Source organism: Tardiphaga sp. 866_E4_N1_4 (assembly GCF_052076075.1).
GTDB classification, from domain to species: domain Bacteria; phylum Pseudomonadota; class Alphaproteobacteria; order Rhizobiales; family Xanthobacteraceae; genus Tardiphaga; species Tardiphaga robiniae.
The window spans coordinates 1,894,905-1,916,482 of record NZ_CP197242.1; the positions used below are offsets into that span (position 1 = coordinate 1,894,905).

General features: G+C 61.3%; 17 protein-coding genes and 1 riboswitch. Of the genes, 11 read left to right on the forward strand and 6 right to left on the reverse strand.

The genetic code is table 11. The annotated features are described in order from the left end of the window. Positions 1-86 precede the first annotated feature (86 nt). A riboswitch (glycine riboswitch) is annotated at positions 87-180 on the forward strand. 140 nt (positions 181-320) lie between these two features. From gcvT to gcvP, 3 genes are all read left to right on the forward strand, one after another. After that, a complete protein-coding gene (gcvT, locus tag AB8B20_RS09505; RefSeq protein ID WP_439072385.1) occupies positions 321-1,484 on the forward strand; it encodes a glycine cleavage system aminomethyltransferase GcvT in 1,164 nt (387 codons plus the stop codon). A gap of 11 nt (positions 1,485-1,495) precedes the next feature. Next, positions 1,496-1,861 carry a glycine cleavage system protein GcvH gene (gene gcvH / locus AB8B20_RS09510; RefSeq protein WP_116663020.1) on the forward strand — a complete coding sequence of 122 codons (366 nt, stop codon included), beginning with the start codon at positions 1,496-1,498 and terminating at the stop codon, positions 1,859-1,861. A gap of 61 nt (positions 1,862-1,922) precedes the next feature. Next, positions 1,923-4,787 carry an aminomethyl-transferring glycine dehydrogenase gene (gene gcvP / locus AB8B20_RS09515; protein ID WP_439072386.1) on the forward strand — a complete coding sequence of 955 codons (2,865 nt, stop codon included), beginning with the start codon at positions 1,923-1,925 and terminating at the stop codon, positions 4,785-4,787. Between the two features lie 201 nt (positions 4,788-4,988). Here the strand turns inward: gcvP and AB8B20_RS09520 are convergent, their stop codons facing one another. Both AB8B20_RS09520 and AB8B20_RS09525 read right to left on the reverse strand, forming a co-directional pair. Beyond that, a complete protein-coding gene (locus AB8B20_RS09520; RefSeq protein WP_068735876.1) occupies positions 4,989-5,486 on the reverse strand; it encodes a YciE/YciF ferroxidase family protein in 498 nt (165 codons plus the stop codon). Positions 5,487-5,599: 113 nt separating this feature from the next. After that, the gene (locus tag AB8B20_RS09525) at positions 5,600-6,772 is read right to left on the reverse strand and encodes a M20 aminoacylase family protein (RefSeq protein ID WP_093756520.1); all 1,173 of its coding nucleotides are present in this window, start codon (positions 6,770-6,772) and stop codon (positions 5,600-5,602) included. Positions 6,773-6,937: 165 nt separating this feature from the next. Between AB8B20_RS09525 and AB8B20_RS09530 the strand changes: the two genes are divergently transcribed. From AB8B20_RS09530 to AB8B20_RS09550, 5 genes are all read left to right on the forward strand, one after another. After that, entirely contained in the window at positions 6,938-8,557 is a 1,620-nt protein-coding gene (locus AB8B20_RS09530; protein WP_093756521.1) for a GMC family oxidoreductase, read from the forward strand. 77 nt (positions 8,558-8,634) lie between these two features. Beyond that, positions 8,635-9,585, forward strand: coding sequence for a metallophosphoesterase family protein (locus AB8B20_RS09535; protein ID WP_439072387.1), 951 nt, complete (start codon positions 8,635-8,637; stop codon positions 9,583-9,585). A 12-nt stretch (positions 9,586-9,597) separates the two neighbouring features. Then, the gene (locus AB8B20_RS09540; RefSeq protein ID WP_089265065.1) at positions 9,598-9,927 is read left to right on the forward strand and encodes a cupredoxin domain-containing protein; all 330 of its coding nucleotides are present in this window, start codon (positions 9,598-9,600) and stop codon (positions 9,925-9,927) included. Positions 9,928-10,006: 79 nt separating this feature from the next. Next, positions 10,007-10,570 (forward strand): sigma-70 family RNA polymerase sigma factor, encoded by a 564-nt coding sequence (locus AB8B20_RS09545; RefSeq protein WP_439073054.1) that lies wholly within the window; start codon positions 10,007-10,009, stop codon positions 10,568-10,570. Further along, positions 10,567-11,319: an anti-sigma factor family protein gene (locus AB8B20_RS09550; RefSeq protein WP_439072388.1), complete on the forward strand. Its 753-nt coding sequence runs from the start codon at positions 10,567-10,569 to the stop codon at positions 11,317-11,319. The genes AB8B20_RS09545 and AB8B20_RS09550 overlap by 4 nt, the downstream gene beginning before the upstream one ends. Before the next feature lie 3 nt (positions 11,320-11,322). On the opposite strand, the gene hpnO is transcribed toward AB8B20_RS09550, so the two are convergent. Beyond that, on the reverse strand, positions 11,323-12,714 hold the full coding sequence (gene hpnO, locus AB8B20_RS09555) for an aminobacteriohopanetriol synthase HpnO (protein WP_089265067.1): 1,392 nt from the start codon (positions 12,712-12,714) through the stop codon (positions 11,323-11,325). Positions 12,715-12,813: 99 nt separating this feature from the next. Between hpnO and AB8B20_RS09560 the strand changes: the two genes are divergently transcribed. Further along, the gene (locus AB8B20_RS09560; RefSeq protein WP_231080001.1) at positions 12,814-13,521 is read left to right on the forward strand and encodes a DUF2147 domain-containing protein; all 708 of its coding nucleotides are present in this window, start codon (positions 12,814-12,816) and stop codon (positions 13,519-13,521) included. On the opposite strand, the gene AB8B20_RS09565 is transcribed toward AB8B20_RS09560, so the two are convergent. Further along, positions 13,511-16,099, reverse strand: a complete 2,589-nt coding sequence (locus AB8B20_RS09565; RefSeq protein ID WP_175367946.1) for an MMPL family transporter — start codon at positions 16,097-16,099, stop codon at positions 13,511-13,513. The genes AB8B20_RS09560 and AB8B20_RS09565 overlap by 11 nt on opposite strands. A gap of 394 nt (positions 16,100-16,493) precedes the next feature. On the opposite strand from AB8B20_RS09565, the gene ispH reads away from it, so the two are divergent. Together ispH and hpnH are read left to right on the forward strand one after the other, a co-directional pair. Then, a complete protein-coding gene (gene ispH / locus AB8B20_RS09570; RefSeq protein WP_439072389.1) occupies positions 16,494-17,459 on the forward strand; it encodes a 4-hydroxy-3-methylbut-2-enyl diphosphate reductase in 966 nt (321 codons plus the stop codon). Positions 17,460-17,480: 21 nt separating this feature from the next. Further along, positions 17,481-18,650 (forward strand): adenosyl-hopene transferase HpnH, encoded by a 1,170-nt coding sequence (gene hpnH, locus AB8B20_RS09575; protein ID WP_439072390.1) that lies wholly within the window; start codon positions 17,481-17,483, stop codon positions 18,648-18,650. Between the two features lie 198 nt (positions 18,651-18,848). Here the strand turns inward: hpnH and AB8B20_RS09580 are convergent, their stop codons facing one another. Both AB8B20_RS09580 and shc read right to left on the reverse strand, forming a co-directional pair. Continuing rightward, positions 18,849-19,583, reverse strand: coding sequence for a phosphorylase (locus AB8B20_RS09580; RefSeq protein WP_439072391.1), 735 nt, complete (start codon positions 19,581-19,583; stop codon positions 18,849-18,851). After that, positions 19,580-21,553, reverse strand: coding sequence for a squalene--hopene cyclase (gene shc / locus AB8B20_RS09585; protein WP_439072392.1), 1,974 nt, complete (start codon positions 21,551-21,553; stop codon positions 19,580-19,582). Before shc ends, AB8B20_RS09580 begins: the two co-directional genes overlap by 4 nt. Positions 21,554-21,578: the final 25 nt, after the last annotated feature.

Below are 21,578 nucleotides of genomic sequence, written 5' to 3' on the forward strand. Positions count from 1 at the left end.
CTTGCCGCAGCAGCACAGGGCCGTTGATAGGTGCCGGAACCGCGTTGACAGATTCAGGGAACGCATGCTCTTGTGCCGGCGTTGAAAGACGTCACGTCGGGAGAGACCGGCCCCGTTTGGGCCGGCGCCGAAGGAGCAACCGCCCCGGAAACTCTCAGGCAAAAGGACCGCGTGACAGGTTAGCATCTGGAAAGAGATGCCTTTGAGCCCGAACGGGCCGATGGCGTCCGCCGACGGGATAATACTCTCAGGCACAGCGACAGATGGGGCTCGTACAGGCACTCCGGGAATGGTCCCGGGGAACCGCGAGGACCCGTCACATGTCTGCTGTCGATATGCTAGCGACCGCTAAACCCTCAACTTTAAAACAAACGCCGCTGCACGCCCTCCACATCGCCCGTGGCGGCAAGATGGTGCCCTTCGCCGGCTATGACATGCCAGTGCAATACGCCACCGGCGTGCTGAAGGAGCATCTCCACACCCGCGGGGCCGCGGGACTGTTCGATGTTTCCCATATGGGCCAGCTCACCTTGCGGGCGAAGTCCGGCAAACTCGAAGATGCGGCCTTGGCGCTCGAGAAGCTGGTGCCGATGGACATTCTGGCGCTGGCACCGGGGCGTCAGCGTTATGCCCAGTTCACCAATGAGGCCGGCGGCATTCTCGACGACCTGATGGTGGCGAATTTCGGCGATCACCTGTTTCTGGTGGTCAACGCTGCCTGCAAGGACGAGGACGAGGCGCATCTGCGCGCGCATCTCTCCGACAGCTGCATTATCGAGACCCTGCCCGACCGTGCACTGATCGCCCTGCAAGGGCCAAAGGCCGCGGATGTGCTGGCAAAATTCTGCCCGGAAGCGCCGGCGATGAAGTTCATGGATGCTGGCCCGCATCAGGTGAACGGCATTGCCTGTTTCGTCTCGCGCTCCGGTTATACGGGCGAAGACGGCTACGAGATCTCGATCCCGAACGATCAGGCCGAGGCCCTTACCTCCGCCTTGCTCGATCATCCCGACGTCCTGCCGATTGGCCTCGGCGCCCGCGACAGCCTGCGTCTCGAAGCCGGGCTGTGCCTCTACGGCCATGACATCGACACGACGACCACGCCCGTCGAAGGCGGGTTGAACTGGTCGATCCAGAAGAGTCGCCGCACCGGCGGCGCCCGCGCCGGCGGTTTTCTCGGCAGCGACAAGATCCTGGCGCAGCTCGATGGAGGCGCGCCGCGCAAGCGCATCGGTCTGCTGCCGGAAGGCCGCGCGCCAGTGCGCGAAGGTGTGCTGCTGTTCGCGGATGCGACCTCCACCGAATCGATCGGCAGCGTCACCTCGGGCGGCTTCGGCCCCAGTCTCGGCGCGCCAATTGCAATGGGCTATCTGCCCAGCGCGCAGGCAGCCGACGGCGCCACCGTTTTCGCCGAACTGCGCGGCCAGCGCATGCCGATGAAAGTGTCACCCATGCCCTTCGTCCCCCACAGCTACAAGCGTTGAGGAACTGATCCATGACCACCCTGTACACCGAAGACCACGAATGGCTCCTGATTGACGGCGACGTCGTCACCGTCGGCATCACCGATTACGCACAGTCGCAGCTCGGCGACGTCGTGTTCGTCGAACTACCCAAAGTCGGCCGCGCACTGAAGAAGGCCGAAGCCGCCGCCGTGGTCGAATCGGTCAAGGCCGCCTCCGACGTCTATGCGCCGATCACCGGCGAGGTCGTCGAGATCAACGACGCGCTCGCCGCCGAGCCTGCGCTGGTGAATTCCGATGCCGACGGCAAGGCGTGGTTCTTCAAGCTCAAACTCGCTGACAAGAGCGAGCTCGAAGGCCTGATGGATGCCGACGCCTACAAAGCCCACACCGCCTAGTCGTCATGCCCGGCGAATGCCGGGCACGACCAGCTTCTGAAATTCGTTCGAGGAACAACAGATGACCCTGAACAAATCTTCCGGCGACGTCGCCACCGATTTCGTCCGCCGCCATATCGGCCCTTCGCAAGCCGATATTCGTGTGATGCTTGAAACGGTCGGCGCGAAAAGCCTGTCCGCACTGATGGGCGAGACGCTCCCTGCCTCAATTCGCCAGAAGACGCCGCTCGATCTCGGCCGCGCGCTCAGCGAAACCGAGGCGCTGGCGCATATGACCGAGATGGCGGCCAAGAATGCGGTGTTCACGTCACTGATCGGCCAGGGCTATTCCGGCACGGTTCTCCCGACGGTGATCCAGCGCAACATCCTGGAGAACCCGGCTTGGTACACGGCCTATACGCCGTATCAGCCGGAGATCAGTCAGGGCCGACTCGAGGCACTGTTCAACTTCCAGACCATGATCTGCGATCTCACCGGTCTCGACGTCGCCAATGCATCGCTGCTCGATGAAGCGACCGCTGCTGCGGAAGCCATGGCGCTGGCCGAGCGCGCCTCAAACGTTCAGACCAAAACCTTCTTCGTCGATCATGAAGTTCATCCGCAGACCCTCGCGGTGCTGCGCACCCGCGCCGAGCCGCTCGGCTGGAAGCTTCAGATCGGCAATCCACTCACTGACCTCGATAAAGCCGATGTGTTCGGCGCGATCCTGCAATATCCCGGCACGACGGGCATCGTGCGCGATTTCAAGCCGGCCATCGCCGCCCTTAAAGCGAAGGGCGCGCTCGCCGTCGTCGCCGCCGACCTGCTGGCGCTGACGCTTTTGGCCTCGCCAGGCGAACTCGGCGCAGACATCGCGATCGGCTCGGCGCAGCGCTTCGGCGTGCCGATGGGCTATGGCGGTCCGCATGCCGGCTACATGTCGGTCCGCGACGCGATCAAGCGCTCGATCCCGGGCCGCCTTGTCGGCCTCTCCATCGATTCCCGGGGCGAGCCCGCCTATCGTCTGGCGCTGCAGACCCGCGAACAGCATATCCGCCGGGAGAAGGCGACGTCGAATATCTGCACCGCGCAGGTGCTGCTCGCCGTCATCGCGTCGATGTATGCGGTCTATCATGGCCCCGAAGGCCTCAAGCACATCGCCCGCACGGTCCATCGTCGCACACTGGTGCTGGCCGCCGGCCTCAAGAAGCTCGGCTTCGCGCCTGAGAGCGAAGCGTTCTTCGATACGCTTACCGTGACGGTCGGTAACAAGCGCGACGGCATCATTGCCGCAGCCCAGGCCGAGAAGATCAACCTGCGCATCGGTGACGGCACCATCGGCATCGCGCTCGATGAAACCACGACGCCGGAAACCGTCGAAGCCATCTGGCGCGCCTTCGGCGGCAAGCTTGGCTATTCAGACGTCGAGCATGGCGTCAGCGACGCCCTGCCCGCCTCGCTGAAGCGGAGCTCGGCCTTCCTCACCCATCCTGTCTTCCACAGCCATCGCTCCGAGACCGAACTCCTCCGTTATATGCGGAAGCTCTCGGACCGCGATCTGGCGCTCGATCGCGCGATGATCCCGCTCGGCTCCTGCACCATGAAGCTGAACGCGACCACCGAGATGATGCCGTTGACCTGGCCCGCTTGGGGCTCGCTGCATCCATTCGTGCCCCGCGAACAGGCCGCCGGCTATCACCAGCTTTTCGCGACACTGGAAAAGTGGCTGTGCGACATCACTGGCTACGACGCTGTATCGCTGCAGCCCAATTCCGGCGCGCAAGGCGAATATGCCGGCCTGCTCGCGATCCGCGCCTATCACGCGGCGCGCGGCGACAGCCATCGCAATATCTGCCTGATCCCGTCATCGGCGCACGGCACCAACCCTGCCTCGGCCAGCATGGTCAATATGGACGTGGTTGTCGTCGCCTGCGACAAGCGCGGTGACGTCGACGTCAACGACCTTCGCGTCAAGGCGGAGAAGCATGCCGCCAATCTCGCGGCAATCATGATCACCTATCCGTCGACCCACGGCGTGTTCGAGGAGCATATTCGGGAGATCTGCGAGATCGTCCACGCCAATGGCGGTCAGGTCTATCTCGACGGCGCCAACATGAATGCGCAGGTCGGCCTGTCGCGGCCCGGCGATTACGGCGCTGATGTCAGCCATCTCAACCTGCACAAGACCTTCTGCATCCCGCATGGCGGCGGCGGGCCGGGCATGGGCCCGATCGGCGTCAAGGCGCATCTGGCGCCCTATTTGCCCGGTCATCCCTCGGCCAACGGCGATGTACCGGTGGGTCCGGTGTCGGCCGCACCCTATGGCTCGGCATCGATCCTGACGATCTCCTATATCTACATCCTGATGATGGGCGGTGCAGGCCTCACCTCGGCCACCGAACTTGCGATCCTTAATGCGAACTACATCGCCACCCGGCTGCATCCGCATTTCCCGGTGCTGTATCGCAACGAAAAAGGACGTGTGGCGCATGAATGCATCATCGATCCGCGCGCATTCAAGACGTCCGCCGGCGTCACCGTCGACGACATTGCCAAGCGCCTGATCGACTACGGCTTCCACGCGCCGACCATGAGCTTTCCTGTCGTGGGAACGCTGATGATCGAGCCGACGGAATCGGAATCGAAACTCGAACTCGATCGGTTCTGTGAGGCGATGATCGCGATCCGCAAGGAGATCGCGGATATCGAGAGCGGCCGCTGGACCGTCGAGGCGTCGCCGCTGCGTCATGCACCGCATACGGTGCACGATATCGCGGATGACGACTGGAAGCGCGCTTATACACGCGCCGAAGGCTGCTTCCCGGCTGGGACCTCACGCACCGACAAATACTGGTGCCCGGTTGGCCGCGTTGACAACGTCTATGGCGATCGCAACCTCGTCTGTTCGTGTCCGCCGATGGAAGACTACGCACAGGCCGCAGAGTAAAGTTCAACGCCACGCGACGGCCTTGAGCACCCTCGCCCCGCTCTTGCGGGGAGAGGGCTGGGGTGAGGGGCTCTTGCGATCCGCAAATTGTGTAGTCGAGGTGAGCACCTTGCCATGCCCCTCACCCGCCGCGAAGACGCGGCGACCTCTCCCCGCGCAGAGCGGAGAGAGGTTAAGCAAGCGCCACCGATGCAAATTAGTCTACGCCGCAGCAGCCAGATTGACTGCCGATTTCGCCAGCACCGACAATGACTCATCGGTCTTCTTTTCCTGATTGAGCGTCTCGTCGAGCAGCCGCACCGCGTCCTTCATACCGAGTTCCGTGGCCCAGGCCTTCAAGGTGCCATAGCGCGAGATCTCATAGTGTTCGACGGCCTGTGCCGCAGCAAGCAGGCCGGCATCGAGCGAACTCGTACCCTTGTACTCGTCCATGATCTCCTTGCCTTCGTCGAGGATGCCCATGATGGCGTCGCAGGTCTTGCCGCGGGCGGGCTTGTCGAGCAGTTCGAAGATTTGCTCCAGCCGCTCGACCTGACCTTCGGTTTCGTCGTGGTGCTTTTCGAAAGCGGCACGCAATTTGTCCGAGGTTGCGGCCTTGGCCATCTTCGGCAGGGCTTTCAGGATCTGCTTTTCCGCGAAGTAGATATCCTTGAGCGTATCGAGAAAGAGGTCGTTGAGGTCTTTGTCCTTAGTCGCCATGACGCGCACTCCGTTAAGCCAGGGGTTGTTTCCCGCGGCTCAACGTCACCTGTTGTGTCTTGTTCCTGAGGTTGTGACGCAACTATTAAAAATCATTGCGTGGACGCCCGCTGTCAGGCCGCCAGCGTGGTCTCCACCAGCTTCACCCAATAGGACGTGCCGTAGACGATGGCGTCGTCGTTGAAATTATAGGCGGGGTGGTGCAGCCCGGCGCTGTCGCCGTTTCCGCAGAAGATGAAGGCGCCGGGGCGCGCTTCCAGCATATAGGCGAAGTCTTCGGCGCCCATCACCGGCGGCATGTCGATATTGACCTTCTCAGCCCCGGAGATTTCGCTGGCGACCCGCACCGCCATGTCGGTCTCGGCGCGGTGGTTGACCACCACGGGATAGCCGCGGTCATAGTCGAGCACGATCTTCGCGCCGGTCTGCAGCGCGACGCCGTTGACCACCTCATTCATGCGCTTCTCCATGAGATCGCGCACTTCGGCGTTCAACGTTCGCACGGTGCCGCGCAGTTCAGCGGTCGCCGGGATGACGTTGCTGGCATGGCCGGCATGGAATTCACAGATCGACAGCACCGCGGATTCCAGGGGATTGACGGTACGGGAAACGATCGTCTGCAGCGCCATCACGAGCTGCGAGCCGACCAGCACGGAATCGATGGTCTTGTGCGGATAGGCGGCATGGCCACCCTTGCCCTCGATCTGGATCGAGATGCGGTCCATCGCCGCCATGATCGGACCCGGACGCAGCGCGAAGGAGCCGACCGGCATGCCGGGATTGTTGTGCATGCCATAGACCTGATCGATCTTGAAACGGTCCATCAGGCCGTCCTTGATCATCGCCGCCGCGCCCGCACCGCCCTCTTCGGCCGGCTGGAAGATGACGACGGCATCGCCCGCGAAATTGCGTGTTTCGGCGAGATATTGCGCCGCTCCCAGGAGCATGGACGTGTGGCCATCGTGACCGCAGGCATGCATCTTGCCGGGGGTCTTCGAGGCGTAAGGCAGATTGGTCTCTTCCTCGATCGGCAGCGCGTCCATGTCGGCGCGCAGCCCGATCACCTTGTGCTCGCCCGAGGCCGGCTTGCGGCCCCTGATGACGCCCACGACACCCGTTCGTCCCAGGCCCGTCACAACTTCGTCGCAACCGAACTCCTTCAGTCGTTCCGCCACGAAGCCCGCGGTCCGGTGCACGTCATACATCAGTTCGGGATGGGCATGCAGGTCACGGCGCCAGGCCATGATTTCCGGTTGCAGATCGGCGACACGATTGATGATGGGCATGGGTCAAGGTCTCGATGCGGTGGAACGGCGATATCCTTGTCTAGCATGTCGCGTGCCAACGGCCCACCCCACCGGCCCCATCACACGCTGTACAGACGCCCGCCGCCTCGTTAATCCCTTTCGGCACGGCAGGTGAGACCGTGAAACGGATGCGGCAGGGAAACGATGACGACACGGCTCGAGGGTGATTTCGATTATATCGTGGTTGGTGCGGGTACCGCCGGTTGCATCGTCGCCAATCGCCTTTCGGCAGATCCCGGCAAGCGCGTCCTCATCCTGGAGGCCGGCGGCAACGACAACTGGATCTGGTTTCACATTCCGGTGGGCTACCTCTTTGCCATCGGCAATCCCCGCTCCGACTGGATGTTTCGCACCGAGCCGGAGCCCGGCCTCAATGGCCGCGCGCTGGCCTATCCGCGCGGCAAGGTGATCGGTGGCTCCTCCGCGATCAATGCCATGATCTCGATGCGCGGCCAGGCGGCCGACTACGATCACTGGCGCCAGCTCGGCCTCAATGGCTGGGGCTATGACGATGTGCTACCGGCGTTCAAGACATTGGAAGATCATTTCCTTGGCGCCAGCGAACACCATGGCGCAGGCGGCGGCTGGCGCATCGAAGAACCACGGCTGTCGTGGAAGGTACTCGACGCCGTCGGCAATGCTGCGGCTGAAATGGGCATTCGCAAGACCGCCGATTTCAACACCGGCGACAATGAAGGCATCGGCTATTTTCACGTCAACCAGAAGCGCGGTCGGCGCTGGTCGTCGGCCCGCGGCTTTCTCAAGCCCGCACTGCACCGCCCGAACCTGCGGCTCGAAACCAAGGTGATGGTCGATCGCCTGATCGTCGAAAACGGCCGCGCCGTCGGCGTACGCTTCACCCAGAACGGCCAAGAGATCGAGGCACGCGCCAGGGGTGAAGTCGTCCTGTGTGCTGGCGCGGTTGGCTCGCCGCATCTGTTGCAGCGCTCCGGCATCGGACCCGCGGAGTGGCTGTCCGCCGCTGGTGTCGACATCACACTCGATCGTCAGGGCGTCGGTCGTAACCTGCAGGACCACCTGCAGCAGCGCGCGATTTACAAGGTCTCCGGCGTGCGCACGCTGAACGAGACCTACTACAATCTGTTCCGCCGTGGCTGGATGGGCGTCGATTACGCGCTTCGCCGCCGCGGGCCGCTCACCATGGCGCCATCGCAGCTTGGCATCTTCACGCGCTCCGATGCCCATCGCGAACGCGCCAACATCCAGTTTCACGTGCAGCCGCTCTCGCTCGACAAATTCGGCGATCCGCTGCATCGCTTTCCGGCGATCACCATTGCTGCCTGCAATCTGCAGCCGACATCGCGCGGCGAGATCAAACTGCGCTCGGCGAAGCCCGATGACGCACCCGCAATTGCTCCCCACTACCTCTCGACAGACGACGACCGTCAGGTTGCTGCCGATGCGATCCGCGTGACACGCAGGTTGATGAAGCAGCAGGCGCTCGCCGCCTATCATCCCGAAGAATATCTGCCGGGGCCATCGGTTGGCGACGATGCGGCGTCCCTGGCCAAGGCCGCCGGCGATATCGGCACCACCATCTTCCATCCTGTCGGGACCGCGAAGATGGGCACAGCCTCGGACCCGATGGCCGTGGTGGACGAGCGGCTGCGCTTTTACGGGATCTCCGGATTGCGCGTCGTGGACGCCTCGGTGATGCCGACGATTACATCGGGCAATACCAACACGCCGACCGCGATGATCGCGGAAAAAGGCGCATCGATGATCATCACGGATTCGCGATAACCTCGTTCGGCGGGAATAAATTTCCGCCTTCGCCGATCCAGTCCCCATAGCCCAATCCAGGGCGATGGAGATTGGCGATGAGTGCATTCGATCACGATCATTCCCAGGACGACCCGAGACTTAGCCGTCGAAAGGTATTGGAATGCATGACGTGGGCTGGCACTGGTGTGCTCTGGAGCATCGCCGGCGGCGTTCCGCACGCCCTTGGACTCATTGATTCAGCACAAGCGGCAGAGCCCACCGGCCTGACGTTCCTGCAGATCAGTGACAGCCATATCGGCTTCGACAAGCCTGCCAATCCCAACGCCATCGGTACGCTCGAGGAAGCCATCGGCCGGATCAAAGCCATGCCGGTGAAGCCGTCGTTCATGATCCATACCGGCGATATCAGCCACCTCTCCAAGGCCTCCGAATTCGACGATGCCGACCGCATCATCTCGCAGGCGCGGCTCGATGTGCATTACGTTCCGGGAGAACATGATTTCATCGACGAGGAGGTCAAGCTCTATCGCGAGCGCTACGGACGTGGGACCAAGGGCTCCGGCTGGTATTCCTTCGACGCAAGCGGCGTACACTTCATCGGGCTTGTGAACGTCGTCGATCTCAAAGCGGGCGGACTTGGAAACCTCGGCGCCGAGCAACTCGCGTGGCTGGAAGACGATCTTCGCCGCCGATCGAAATCGACACCTATCGTGGTGTTTGCGCACATCCCGCTCTGGACGGTCTATCCGACCTGGGGATGGGGCACCGAAGACGGAGCACGTGCGCTGGACTACCTCAAGGGCTTCGGCTCGGTCACGGTGCTGAACGGCCATATCCATCAGGTGATGCAGAAAGTGGAAGGCAACGTCACGTTCCACACCGCACGCTCTACTGCGTTTCCACAACCGGCACCGGGGACAGCGCCCTCACCCGGCCCCATGAAGGTGGCCGACGACAAATTACGCGGCCTGCTGGGCATCGCCAGCATCATCTTCAAACCCGGCGATGAACGCCTCGCCATCATCGATACCCCGTTGCAAGGCTGAGGGCATCGCAACATGACATCCGTCGCCTTACGCAACATCTGCATCCGTGTCGCCGTTCTTGCCGTCATGACCGCTTGCATGACAGCGGCGCGCTGCGAAGACCTCGCGGTGATGATCGACAACTTCACCTTCGAGCCGGCGCAGCTCACCATCAAGGTCGGCACGACCGTCACCTGGAAGAACCGAGACGACATCCCGCACGCCGTGGTCTCAGCCGGAAAATTCAGGTCGAAAACACTCGACACTGACGACAGCTATTCCTTCACGTTCACGTCACCAGGTGACTACGCGTATTTTTGCTCGCTGCATCCGCATATGACGGGGATGATCAAGGTTGAGTAACCGCCAAAACCAAGGCATCACAACGATGCCCGGCCTCTGGAAACCCGGCAGCCGGGCATCGGTCGGCAAGGACAAGTCGATGCCAGCGCACAGAGCTGACGACGATAGCGAAAGGACGCGCCGTTTTCGCGAGGCTGCGCTGCCATGCCTCGACGACGTCTATACACTGGCCCGCTATCTGCTGCGCGATGCCGACGCCGCCGAAGACGCCGTCCAGGAGTGCTATCTGCGCGCGCTGAAACATTTCGACAGCTATCGTGGCCCTGCAATCAAACCATGGCTGTTCGCCATCCTGCGCAATATCTGCCATGCGGAGTTCGCCCGCCGCGTGAACTCACCAACCGCGATCGCCGAAATCACCGAGGCAGAGTCGCAGGAAGCGCCGCCGCTCTGGCACGAGGCACAAGCTTCACCGGAAGCGGAATTGCTCCGACGTCGCGATGCCACGACGATCCAGCGTCTCGTAAGCGCGCTTGCCGAGCCGTTCAGAGAAATCCTCGTGCTGCGAGAAATGCAAAACCTGTCTTACCGGGAGATTTCCGACATCGTCGGCGCGCCCATCGGCACCGTGATGTCACGCCTCGCCCGCGCACGCGCGATGCTCCGTACCGCGTGGACGGCTGAAGAGGAGCCGTACAAATGACCTGCGACGAGGCCGAGATCCTTCTTCACGCATTGCTCGATGATGAGCTTGATGCCGGGCATGTCCGTGAGGTCGAGGCACACATTGCCACGTGTCAACGCTGCGCTACCCAATTGAACGCCTATCGCGACATGCGATCCGCAATGGCCGCCAGCGATCTGCATTTTACGGCGCCTCCACAGCTACGCCGGCGCATCGAAGCAGCGCTCCCCAAGGCTCACACGCCAAATCGTCGCGCCGTGCTGAAGGGCTTCGCGATGGGATCGGTGTTGTCCGCCGTGGCTGCGACCGGCCTCGTCGTCGTCGTGCTTCGCCATGAAGACGAGCAGCGCATTCTTTCGGAGGTGGTGTCGGCACATCTGCGCGCGCTGCAGGCCGGACATCTCACCGACGTGCTTTCCACCGATCAGCACACGGTGAAGCCCTGGTTCAACGGTCGGCTTGACGTGGCGCCGCCGGTTGTCGATCTCACCGCGCAAGGTTTCACGCTCATCGGCGGGCGGCTTGATTATGTCAATGGACGAACGATCGGTGCCATCGTCTACCGGCGGCGCACCCATGTGATCAATCTGTTCGTTGCACAGACGACAAATGCAGAATCACGCGCGGCCAGGATCGAGACCGTTCAGGGCTTCAACATTCGCCACTGGAGCGAGCGCGGCCTGACCTATTGGGCAGTCAGCGATTTGAACGCGGATGAACTTGCTGATTTCGGCAGCAAGGTCGAACTTGCAACAGGAGCAAGCTGAAACCTAGGCTGACTTCCGCACGGCGTTGTCGACCAGCGTCTTGCCGAGCGACCAGATCGCACCAGGAACCTTATGGCTGTCGGCGATCACCGTACGGAACGAGTTCTCGATCCACTTGCCGTCGTCCTCGGTGACCACCAGCGGCGGCAGTAGCTTGATCGTGTGACTGCCGTGGCCGGAGACCTGAGTCAGGATCTTCTGCTCCTTGAACAACGGTACGGTGATCAACTGGCAGAACAGGCCTTTGCTGGCCGACTCCAGGATGTTCCATGATGCCTTGAGGCGCAGCGACTTCGGCGGGCCGAATTCGACACCGATCATCAGGCCCTTACCGCGCACTTCCTTCAGAAGCTCGAATTCGGGAATCATGTTCTGCAGAGCGAGCCGCAATTCGGCACCGCGCTTGGCCGCGTTCTCGACCAGCTTCTCGTGCTTCATGATCTCCAGCGTGGCAATACCGGCGGCCATCGCCAGATCGTTCTTGCCGAAGGTCGAACCATGGACCAGCGAGCGATCCATCCGGTTGAAGATCTTGTCGAAGATGCTTTTTCGCGTCAGCAGCGCGCCAACAGGAACATGACCTCCCGACAAGGCCTTTGCCAGAAGGATCATGTCGGGTTCGACATTCCAATGCTCGATCGCCAGAAATTTTCCGGTGCGTCCGAGGCCGGTCTGGATTTCATCGGCGATGAACAGCGTGCCGTATTTGCGGCACAGCGCAGCGGCGCCCGACAGGAATTCGTCGGTGGGCAGGTTGACGCCTTTGCCCTGGATCGGTTCGACGATGAAGCCGGCAACCTGCTTGGACGATAGCGCCTTCTCCAGCGCTTCGAGGTCGTTGAATGGCACCGTGGTGCAGCCCGAGAGCAGCGGGCCGAAGCCGGTGCGGAAATTGGTGTCGTCGGTCAGCGACAGCGCGCCATAGGTCAGTCCGTGATAGGCGTGATCGCAATATACGATCCCGTCGCGGCCGGTCGCATTGCGAGCAAATTTGATCGCCGCCTCGACGGTTTCCGCGCCCGAGTTCGCGAAAAACACCTTGTCCATATAGGGGACGTTTTCCAGCAGCTTCTCTGAGAGGATACCTGCGAGTGTGGAAACATCCATTTGCACCAAATTGGGCATGTCGGCGTCGAGCACGCTTTTGAGCGCATTCCGCATCACCGGATGGTTCCGGCCAATCGCAAAAACGCCAAATCCGCTCAGTAGATCGAGATAACGGGCGCCGTCCCGATCGAACAAATACTGGCCGATGCCTCGCTGAAAGCCAACGTCATATCCGATGGTCTTGAGGACTCGAACGAGCTGTTCATTAAGATGGCGCGTATGCATCGAGCTACGCTGCGCCTCCCGTTCAACAAACATCTCGGAAACGTCTAGATTCGGATATACCATGAGTTACATACGTCGGTTGATGGTCGCTTCGTCAACTGAAAACCGTAAATGCGGCGATTTGACTTCGCCGAGAACCGCTACTTAAGCATAGGTCTAAACATGTTGCAGCGCCCACGCATTACTACGCGTACTCTTACATATTGCGGAATCCTTTTTTCGGCAGGCTTGTTTTCAGCAGGGCTGGCTCCCGCATTTGCAGCTGATCCGACCGGCGATTGGAAGGTCGAGGACGGCGTCGCGCATATTCGTGTTGCCGAATGCGGTGGCAGCATGTGGGGGGCCGTAGCCTGGGAAAAGACCCCCGGCGGGATCGACAAGAACAATCCCGATGCCACCAAGAAGGCCCGCCCCACTCTGGGCATCGTGACATTGCTGGACATGAAAAAGAATGCCGCAAACGACAAATGGGCGGGTCAGGTCTACAATGCCAAGGACGGAAAATTCTATAAATCGACGATCAAGCTCGGTGATACTGCTGACGAACTTGAAATCGAAGGATGCGTCCTTGGTTTCCTGTGCGGCGGTCAGACCTGGACGCGCGTAGGCCCGTCGATTCCATCGAGCCCCTCGAACCTCACCGCCAAGGGCGCCCTGCCCAAGGCAGGCGCCGCCACCGGCGGCAAGATGGCCCCAGCGGCTACTCCGACAGCTGCTGCTGCACCCAAGGCTGCACCGGCTCCCGCTGCCGGCGCCCCCAAGGCCGCCGCTCCTGCCGGTCAGAAAACCGCTGCAGCGCCGGTGCCGGGACAGCCGGCCGATATCGGCGATATCTGCCTGCTGCCCGAAATCAACAAGGTCACTCACTAGTCTCGCGCGGCTTACCCATAAGAGCCGGCTGGAAGAGCAGCACGGCCGCCAGCGTCACGACAAAGGACATAGCGAGCAGTTTACCCATGCTCGCGGTGCCCGGATGGTTCGACAGCCACAGGCTGCCGAACGCCGTGGCAGTCGTCAGCGCGCTGAAGAAAATCGCGCGTGTCAGCGATGACTGCAGCAAGTTCTTGTAGCCTGCCCGCCAGGCCGTCACATAGTAGATCTTGAACGCCACGCCGACGCCGAGCAGCAGCGGCAGCGCGATGATGTTGGCGAAGTTCAGCGGCAAGCCGATCAACACACAGATCTCCAGCGTGACCGTTCCCGCCACCAGCAAGGGAACGATAGTCAGCAGCACGTCGCTGATGCGCCGCAAAGCCAGCCACAGCAACAACGAGATCGAAAGCAGCGCCCAGATGCCCGCATGAATGAAGGCGGTGACAATGGTGTCGCCCGACTTCAGGATAGAGATCGGACCACCGACGGCGAGCGGCTCGGACTTCAGCACGGCATCGGCGAACTTGCGCAATGTGTCGTTATCGTTCGGATCGCCGTTGGGCTGCGCCTCCACGCGGATCTGGCCATCCTTGGTCTTCCACGAATTCACCAATTCGGCTGGCAAGGTCTGCAAACTGATCGGGCTCGCTTGCATCAGATTACGCAACTGCCCCAACGCGAGCTTGAGCGGCACCACAAAGGTCGCCTGCACCTGATCGCGAACAGGCTGGCTTGCATCGGCGGTCTTGGCCAACGCATCCGCCAGACGCTTCGCGGCGACGGCGCCGGGACTGGTCTGCGTTCCCGCAAGTTTGCGCAGGCTCGCCGCCGAGTCCTTCAGAGAAGTGACGTTTTCCGCATCGGTCGGCGCCTTGTCGATCGACTCGGGATTCAAAGCCGGCTCGAGAATTTTCGCGCCTTCCTGAATCGCCTTCAGCTTGGCGGGCTGATCCTCAGGAACGAAGCTGCCGAGCGAAATCGTACGAGCAACTTCCGGGACCTTGGAGAGACGTTCTTCGACCTGTTTCGCAGCGGCCTCGTTCGGCGCCATGATGTTGACCGCATTGGCGCCGGTGTTCGGATCCTTGCGCAGATCGAGGAAGGTCGCGATCGACTCGACGTTCGGATTGCGCAGGTTGATCGGATTGAAGTCGAACTTCAGGAAGTAGAGCAATGGCAGACCGGCGATCGTGAGCGCCAGTGTGATGCCGATAATCCAGAAGCGCTTCTCTTCCAGGAAACGGTCGACAGGTGCCAGGAACGCATAACCGACGGGCTCCTTTTCGCCCGCGGGATTCAAGAGGTCGAGCAATGCCGGCAGAACGGTGATGCTGGTCAGGAACGCGATCATCATGCCGGCGCCGGCGATCTTGCCGAGTTCGGACACGCCTTTGTAATCGGTCGGCAGGAACGACAGAAAGCCGGCAGCCGTTGCGAAAGCGGCGAGCGACAGCGGCACGGCGCAATATTCGGCCGCCTTCGTCAAAGCGAGCGGCAGATTGTCGTTCTTGTAACGCTCGGAGCGGTAACGCACGCTGAACTGGATGCCGAAATCGACACCCAAGCCGACGAACAACACGGCAAATGCAATCGACAGCAGGTTCAGCGACCCCACCATCATGAGACCGACGGCGGTGGTTGTGGCGAGGCCCACGAATAGCGTTGCGAACACGGCACCGATGATCTTGGCCGAGTGCAGCGCCATCCAGAGGATGACCAGCACGATCAAAACCGTACCGATCCCGTTGACGATGGCTCCATCCTGCACGGTGGAGAATTCCTCGTTTGCGATGGGGACCGGGCCGGTCAACCGCACGCGTGCGCCGTATTCGCCAGCGATGTTCAGGTCGATGGCAGCCTGCCGGATCGCATCTGTCGCGGTCTTGCCGGGCTCAAGCGCGTTGAAGTCGAGGATAGGCTTGATTTCGATGAAGCCACGCTTGTCGCCATCCGTCAGAGGCTTGTCGCTGACCAGCCCCCGCCATGAGAAGGTGCCCTTGCCGTTTTTCAGCACGTCCTCGATGGTTTGCGAAACGGCGTTGAAGGTCGGCGCTGCAGCGTCGAGCTGAAGCTGCCCGCGGCGAATGCCGGTAAGACCGGTCTCCAGCGCGCCGGTGAGACCGCGCAGACTGGGATCGCCGGCCATGATTTCAATCAGGGGAGCAGCTTGCTGGAACTGGCCCGTCAGTTGCGCAACTTCCTTGGTCGGCAGGAACAGCAAGCCGTTTTTCTCGAAGAACGCTCCGCCATCCAATCGGCGAACCGAGTCGAAATCCGTCTTGTTGGTGACCAGCTTCGCTTCCATCGCATTGGCTGCGGCATTGGCGAATTCAGGCGTGGGCGCCTCAACCACCGCGATAATCAGGCGCTCCTGGTCGAAGGCCTTATCGAAGGCAATGTCGCGCTGACGCCAATCGAGATTGGGCGAGATCAGCTTGTTGATGTCTGTATTGATCGAGAAATTCTTCGCCGTGTAATAGCTCGCGCCAATCGAAAGAAGCACACAAACGAGCACCACCGGCAGGGCAAACCGGGTGCAGAAGTTCACGACCGAGACGACAACTCTTGTCAGCACGCTTTTTCTTTCTATTTGGGCGAGGCACGCAAAGAATGCGGTTCACGAGGGAGGGTTCCGCAAACCATTACTTTCGCATTGGATGCGCTTTGCTTTCAGCAATGTGATGGGATGGCATAAAACGTGCTGATCACCGTAGCAACGGCCGTGTTAGCGACGCCTCGTCGCGCCGTAAAGTGACGAACAAGTGAGAGTTTTCAGGTTCTTGGGGCGCAACCGCAAGATATTACCGCAATCCGGCCAGTTGTCGCAAACCACGTTTTCGGTTCGTGATTGCATACTGAGTGATTTTTGTCACACAGAACGGCTCAAATATCCAGCTGGGCTGGATATGTGCCTGATTGTGGTACAGAATTAAGGATTATACCGGAATCGATTATGGACTTTGTACCACGTGCTTGATCGCCGTCCCCTTGAAATCTTTCTGGCTCAGCCGCGCGGCTTCTGCGCGGGCGTCGTGCGTGCCATCGAGATCGTCGAGCGTGCTCTCGAGCGCTACGGGGCGCCGGTCTATGTCCGCCATGAGATCGTCCATAACAAATACGTGGTCGAGAGCCTGAAGGCCAAGGGCGCCATTTTCGTCGAGGAACTCTCCGAAGTACCTCCGAATGCCATGACCGTCTTCAGCGCCCATGGTGTCGCCAGAAGCGTCGAGGAAGAAGCGGCAACCCGTGGCCTGCCTGTTTTGGATGCAACTTGTCCGCTTGTCACCAAGATCCACAACCAGGGCAAACGGTATATGTCCAAGGGCCGTAAGGTCATCCTGATCGGCCACGCAGGCCATCCGGAGGTCGACGGTACCATGGGACAGGTACCCGGCCCGGTTTACCTTGTTCAGAGCGTTGAGGACGTCAAGGCACTGACACTGCCACCGCAGGAACCGGTCGCCTATATCACCCAGACGACCCTCAGCGTGGATGACACCAAGGACATCATTTTAGCCCTGGAACAGCGTTTCAGTGACATTGAGGGCCCCGATACCCGCGATATCTGCTATGCAACACAAAACCGCCAATCTGCGGTAAGAGACCTCAGTAAACTTGTAGACGTCATCCTGGTCGTCGGGGCGACCAACAGTTCCAACTCGAACCGGTTGCGCGAAATCGGCACCGAAGTCGGTGTCGCAAGTTACCTCATTGCCGATGGCAGCGAACTCAACCCGGCTTGGTTGAAGGATGCGCGTGCCGTAGGCATCACGGCTGGCGCATCCGCGCCAGAAGTGCTTGTAGATGACGTGATCGAGACCTTACGGCGGATCGGACCGGTTGCGGTGTCGGTGTTGCCCGGACGTGAAGAGAATATCGAATTCAAGCTACCCGCCGAACTGACCGCGGTTCGATCCACCTTCGTCACGATGTGATGCGCAGAGAGAAAATTCGAAATGGCCATTCCGTTTTTTAAAGAAATGAAGATCGGCTCCTATCTGTTGAAGAAGAAGCTGACTGGCCAGAAGCGCTATCCGCTGGTGCTGATGCTGGAGCCACTTTTCCGCTGCAACCTGGCCTGTGTCGGCTGTGGCAAGATCGACTATCCGAACGCTATCCTCAACCGCCGCATGTCGGCGCAGGAATGTTGGGATGCTGCGGACGAGTGCGGCGCACCGATGGTTGCGATCCCGGGCGGCGAGCCGCTGATCCACAAGGAAATCGGCGAGATCGTGCGGGGCCTGGTCGAGCGCAAGAAGTTCGTCTCGCTCTGCACCAACGCGCTGCTGCTTGAGAAGAAGCTCGACCTGTTCACGCCATCGCCCTACCTGTTCTTCTCGGTGCATCTCGACGGCCTCAAGGATCATCACGACAAGGCCGTGTCGCAGGAAGGCGTGTTCGACCGCGCCGTCTCCGCGATCAAGGCCGCCAAGGCCAAGGGCTTCGCCGTCAACGTCAACGCGACCATCTTCGACGGCCATGCCGCCGAGGACATCGCCAAGTTCCTCGACTTCACCGTGGAGCTCGGCGTCGGCGTCTCGATGTCGCCCGGCTATGCCTATGAGCGTGCACCGGATCAGGAGCACTTCCTGAACCGCACCAAGACCAAGAAACTGTTCCGCGACGTCTTTGCGCTCGGCAAGGGCAAGAAGTGGAACATCATGCATTCCGGCCTGTTCCTGGACTTCCTCGCCGGCAACCAGGAGTACGAGTGCAAGCCGTGGGGCATGCCCGCACGCAACATCTTCGGCTGGCAGAAGCCCTGCTACCTGCTCGGTGAAGGCTACACCAAGACCTTCAAGGAATTGATGGACACCACCGATTGGGACACCTACGGCACCGGCAAGTACGAGAAGTGCGCCGACTGTATGGCCCATTGCGGCTACGAGCCGACCGCCGCGGACGAAGCCATCAGCAACCCGTTCAAGGCCATGTGGGTGGCGATGCGCGGCGTGAAAACGTCGGGCCCGATGGCGCCGGAAATCGACCTCACCAAGCAGCGCCCGGCGCAGTACGTGTTCTCGTCGGAAGTGCAGAAGCGCCTGTCGGACATCCGCAAGGAAGAAGCTGTCGCCGCTGCCGCAAAGGCCGAGGAAAAGGCCCAGAAGGCTTCGACCGCCGCCTGAGCGATTTCGAGCTGAATATAAAAAAGGGCGCGATGCAAATCGCGCCCTTTTTCTAATCCCATCGTCATTCCGGGGCGCACTGAAGCGGCAAAGCCGCGTAAGGGCGAACCCGGAATCTGGAAGTGTTCAGCCATGCTGAGATTCCGGGTTCGCGTGCGCGAAGTGCGCCCGCGCCCCGGAATGACCGCGTATCGTCAGCTACGCGTCCGCGGAAACGAGGTTGGTGTGACCCAGCAGATAGCTACGGCAGTCGCGCAGGCTGCGTAGCGCGCGATTGAAGTCGCGCCCGGTCGAAACCAGCGCCCGAATCACCAGCGGATTGCGGGCGATGCCGCGCAGCACCTTGCGCAGATCGACATCACCATTGGGTTTGATCGCAGTGGTGGCGATTTCCGGCAGGGCGCGATGGGCGGGATCGCTGACGACGCGCAGTGCGGCGAACGGCAGTCCGGCCATGGCGGCAAATTCCGCGGCGATGTGGCTTTCCATATCGACGGCAGCGGCGCCGAATTCCGAGCGCAGCGCGGCCTTGCCGGCCTGCCCCGTCACGACCTTCTCGACACCAACCAGACCGCCTCGAAACACCTTCTGGCGGCCGACGCCGGCACCGGCGATCAGTTCGTCGCTAAGGATCTCAGACGCTGACCAACGGCTGTTGCCGGCCACCACTTCCGTGGCCACAACGACAGCGCCTGATTTGAGATCGGGATCGAGACCGCCGGCGACGCCGAAGCTGATGACGCCGCGGATGGTGGCGGGGTCGAAGTCAGCCAGCAGGCTGCGGAGCTGGACAGGGTCACTTGAACTGCAAATCACGGTCATTCCCGGCCCGGCAGCGATCTTCGCTTCCTGGACCAGCCCCGTGACGATCAATACCGGCCGCGGGTCGGTTGTATCGCCCGCGGTCGAAATGCCCCCATCGCCCAAAATCACATCCCAACCCCTACCGTCTTGCTGTTGGTGCTCTTCAAATTCCGGAACCGCGCCAACGCCCAGAGCGGGAAGAATTTCGAGTAGCCATGATAACGCAGATAAAACACGCGGGGGAAGCCGGTAGCCGTGTAACGGGCCTCGTCCCAGAGTCCTTTTTCCGTCTGTGTGTCCATCAGGTACCGCGTTCCACGGGCGACAGCCGGATTATCGACCTCGCCTGCCGCCATCAGGGCAAGCAAAGCCCATGCCGTTTGCGACGACGTGCTCGGGGCCGCCTCGAATCCCTTGTAATCGAGTCGGTAGCTGACCGCATCTTCGCCCCAGCCGCCGTCCTCGTTCTGGATCGACAGCAGCCAGGCCACCGCCTTGCGGAACGCCGGGTCCTGATGGTCAATGCCAACAGCATTCAGCGCACACAGCACCGACCAGGTGCCGTAGATGTAGTTCAGGCCCCAGCGGCCATACCAGGAGCCCTCCGCGAGCTGGGTACGGCGCAGATATTCCACACCGTCTGCCAGCGGCTTTGAGGTCTCGACGGTGTCACCAAGCTGCGCCAGCATCGAGACGCAGCGCGCGGTGACGTCCTCCGTCGGCGGATCGAGCAGTGCGCCATGGTCCGAAAACGGGATGTTGTTGAGGTAATATTCGAGGTTATCGACCTCGAACGCCGCGAAGCCGCCGTCGCTGCTCTGCATGCCCAGAATCCACTCCCGGCCGCGATCGAGCGCAACGTCGTATTCCTTGCCCCCGGTCTGACGGCGCGCGCGGTCCATCGCCATCATCACCACGGCCGTGTCGTCGAGATCCGGGTAATAGGCGTTGTTGTACTGGAACGCCCAGCCGCCCGGGCGCAGGTCCGGCCGCTTCACCGCCCAGTCGCCCTTCACGTCGAGCACCTGCTTGGTCGCCAGCCAGTCGAGCCCTTCTTTCGCCGGACCGAACGCTTCATCGCCGCCGGTCTCCAGCATCGCATGCGCGGTCAGCGCGGTGTCCCACACTGGCGATACGCAAGGCTGGCAATAGGCTTCGACCTCACCGACAATCAGAAGCTTGTCGATACCGCGCCGCTGGATGGCGCGGGGCGGATAGTCGGCGGGGAAGCCGAGTACTTCATACATCATGACCATATTGGCCATCGGCGGATAGATCGCGCCGAGACCGTCTTCGCCGTTCAGGCGCTCCTCGCAGAACTCGACGGCTTTCGCGATCGAATGGGCGCGGAGTTTCTTTGGGAAATACGGTTCGGCTGCGCGGAGCAGAATGTCGATGCCGGTGAAGAAGGCGAACATCGCGCGACTCTGATGCGGCGCGCGTTTAATGCCTCCGACCTTGGACGGATCTTCCAGGAACAGCTCGTCGATGCCGACGCCCTTCTTGTTCTGCGCGCGCGGCTTCAGCGCTGCGAGCACCATGAGCGGCACGATCGTGGTGCGCGCCCAATAGGACATCTTGTTGAGGTGGAACGGAAACCACATCGGCAGCAACATGATCTCGACAGGCAGCACCGGAGTGGCGCGCCAGGAGAGAATGCCGAACATCGCCAGCAGGAAGCGCGTGAAGACGTTCACATTGGCGGCACCGCCGCGCGAGCGGATTGCTTCGCGGGCGCGGACCATATGCGGCGAGTCGGTCGAATCGCCGATCATCTTCAGCGCGAAATACACTTTCACGCTGGCGCTCATATCGAAGTCGCCGTCCTGCACCAACGCCCAGCCGCCATGCTTGCCCTGGGTGCGGCGAAGATAGTTGGCGATCTTGCCTTCAAGCTCGGCATCGACGGGCTCGCCGAGGTAGTGCCGCAACAACACGTATTCTGACGGAATCGTGCCGTCGGCTTCGAGCTCAAATACCCAATGGCCGTCAGGCTGCCGGAACTTCAGCAGGCCCTGCTTCGCCGAAGCAATGCTCGTCTCGAGCGCCGCGTTCTGAATTGTGATCTCTGGACTGACCGAATGCATCTCGCTCGCCATATCTCCGTACTCGTCGTGAATGATC

Coding starts and splice junctions, on each gene's coding strand:
- gcvH (WP_116663020.1), top strand. CDS start 1,496: ATGACCACCCTGTACACCGAAGACCACGAATGGCTCCTGATTGACGGC.
- AB8B20_RS09520 (WP_068735876.1), bottom strand. CDS start 5,486: ATGGCGACTAAGGACAAAGACCTCAACGACCTCTTTCTCGATACGCTC.
- AB8B20_RS09535 (WP_439072387.1), top strand. CDS start 8,635: ATGAGTGCATTCGATCACGATCATTCCCAGGACGACCCGAGACTTAGC.
- gcvP (WP_439072386.1), top strand. CDS start 1,923: ATGACCCTGAACAAATCTTCCGGCGACGTCGCCACCGATTTCGTCCGC.
- gcvT (WP_439072385.1), top strand. CDS start 321: ATGTCTGCTGTCGATATGCTAGCGACCGCTAAACCCTCAACTTTAAAA.
- AB8B20_RS09545 (WP_439073054.1), top strand. CDS start 10,007: ATGCCAGCGCACAGAGCTGACGACGATAGCGAAAGGACGCGCCGTTTT.
- AB8B20_RS09525 (WP_093756520.1), bottom strand. CDS start 6,772: ATGCCCATCATCAATCGTGTCGCCGATCTGCAACCGGAAATCATGGCC.
- AB8B20_RS09540 (WP_089265065.1), top strand. CDS start 9,598: ATGACATCCGTCGCCTTACGCAACATCTGCATCCGTGTCGCCGTTCTT.
- AB8B20_RS09560 (WP_231080001.1), top strand. CDS start 12,814: ATGTTGCAGCGCCCACGCATTACTACGCGTACTCTTACATATTGCGGA.
- AB8B20_RS09530 (WP_093756521.1), top strand. CDS start 6,938: ATGACGACACGGCTCGAGGGTGATTTCGATTATATCGTGGTTGGTGCG.
- AB8B20_RS09550 (WP_439072388.1), top strand. CDS start 10,567: ATGACCTGCGACGAGGCCGAGATCCTTCTTCACGCATTGCTCGATGAT.
- shc (WP_439072392.1), bottom strand. CDS start 21,553: ATGGCGAGCGAGATGCATTCGGTCAGTCCAGAGATCACAATTCAGAAC.
- hpnO (WP_089265067.1), bottom strand. CDS start 12,714: ATGGTATATCCGAATCTAGACGTTTCCGAGATGTTTGTTGAACGGGAG.
- hpnH (WP_439072390.1), top strand. CDS start 17,481: ATGGCCATTCCGTTTTTTAAAGAAATGAAGATCGGCTCCTATCTGTTG.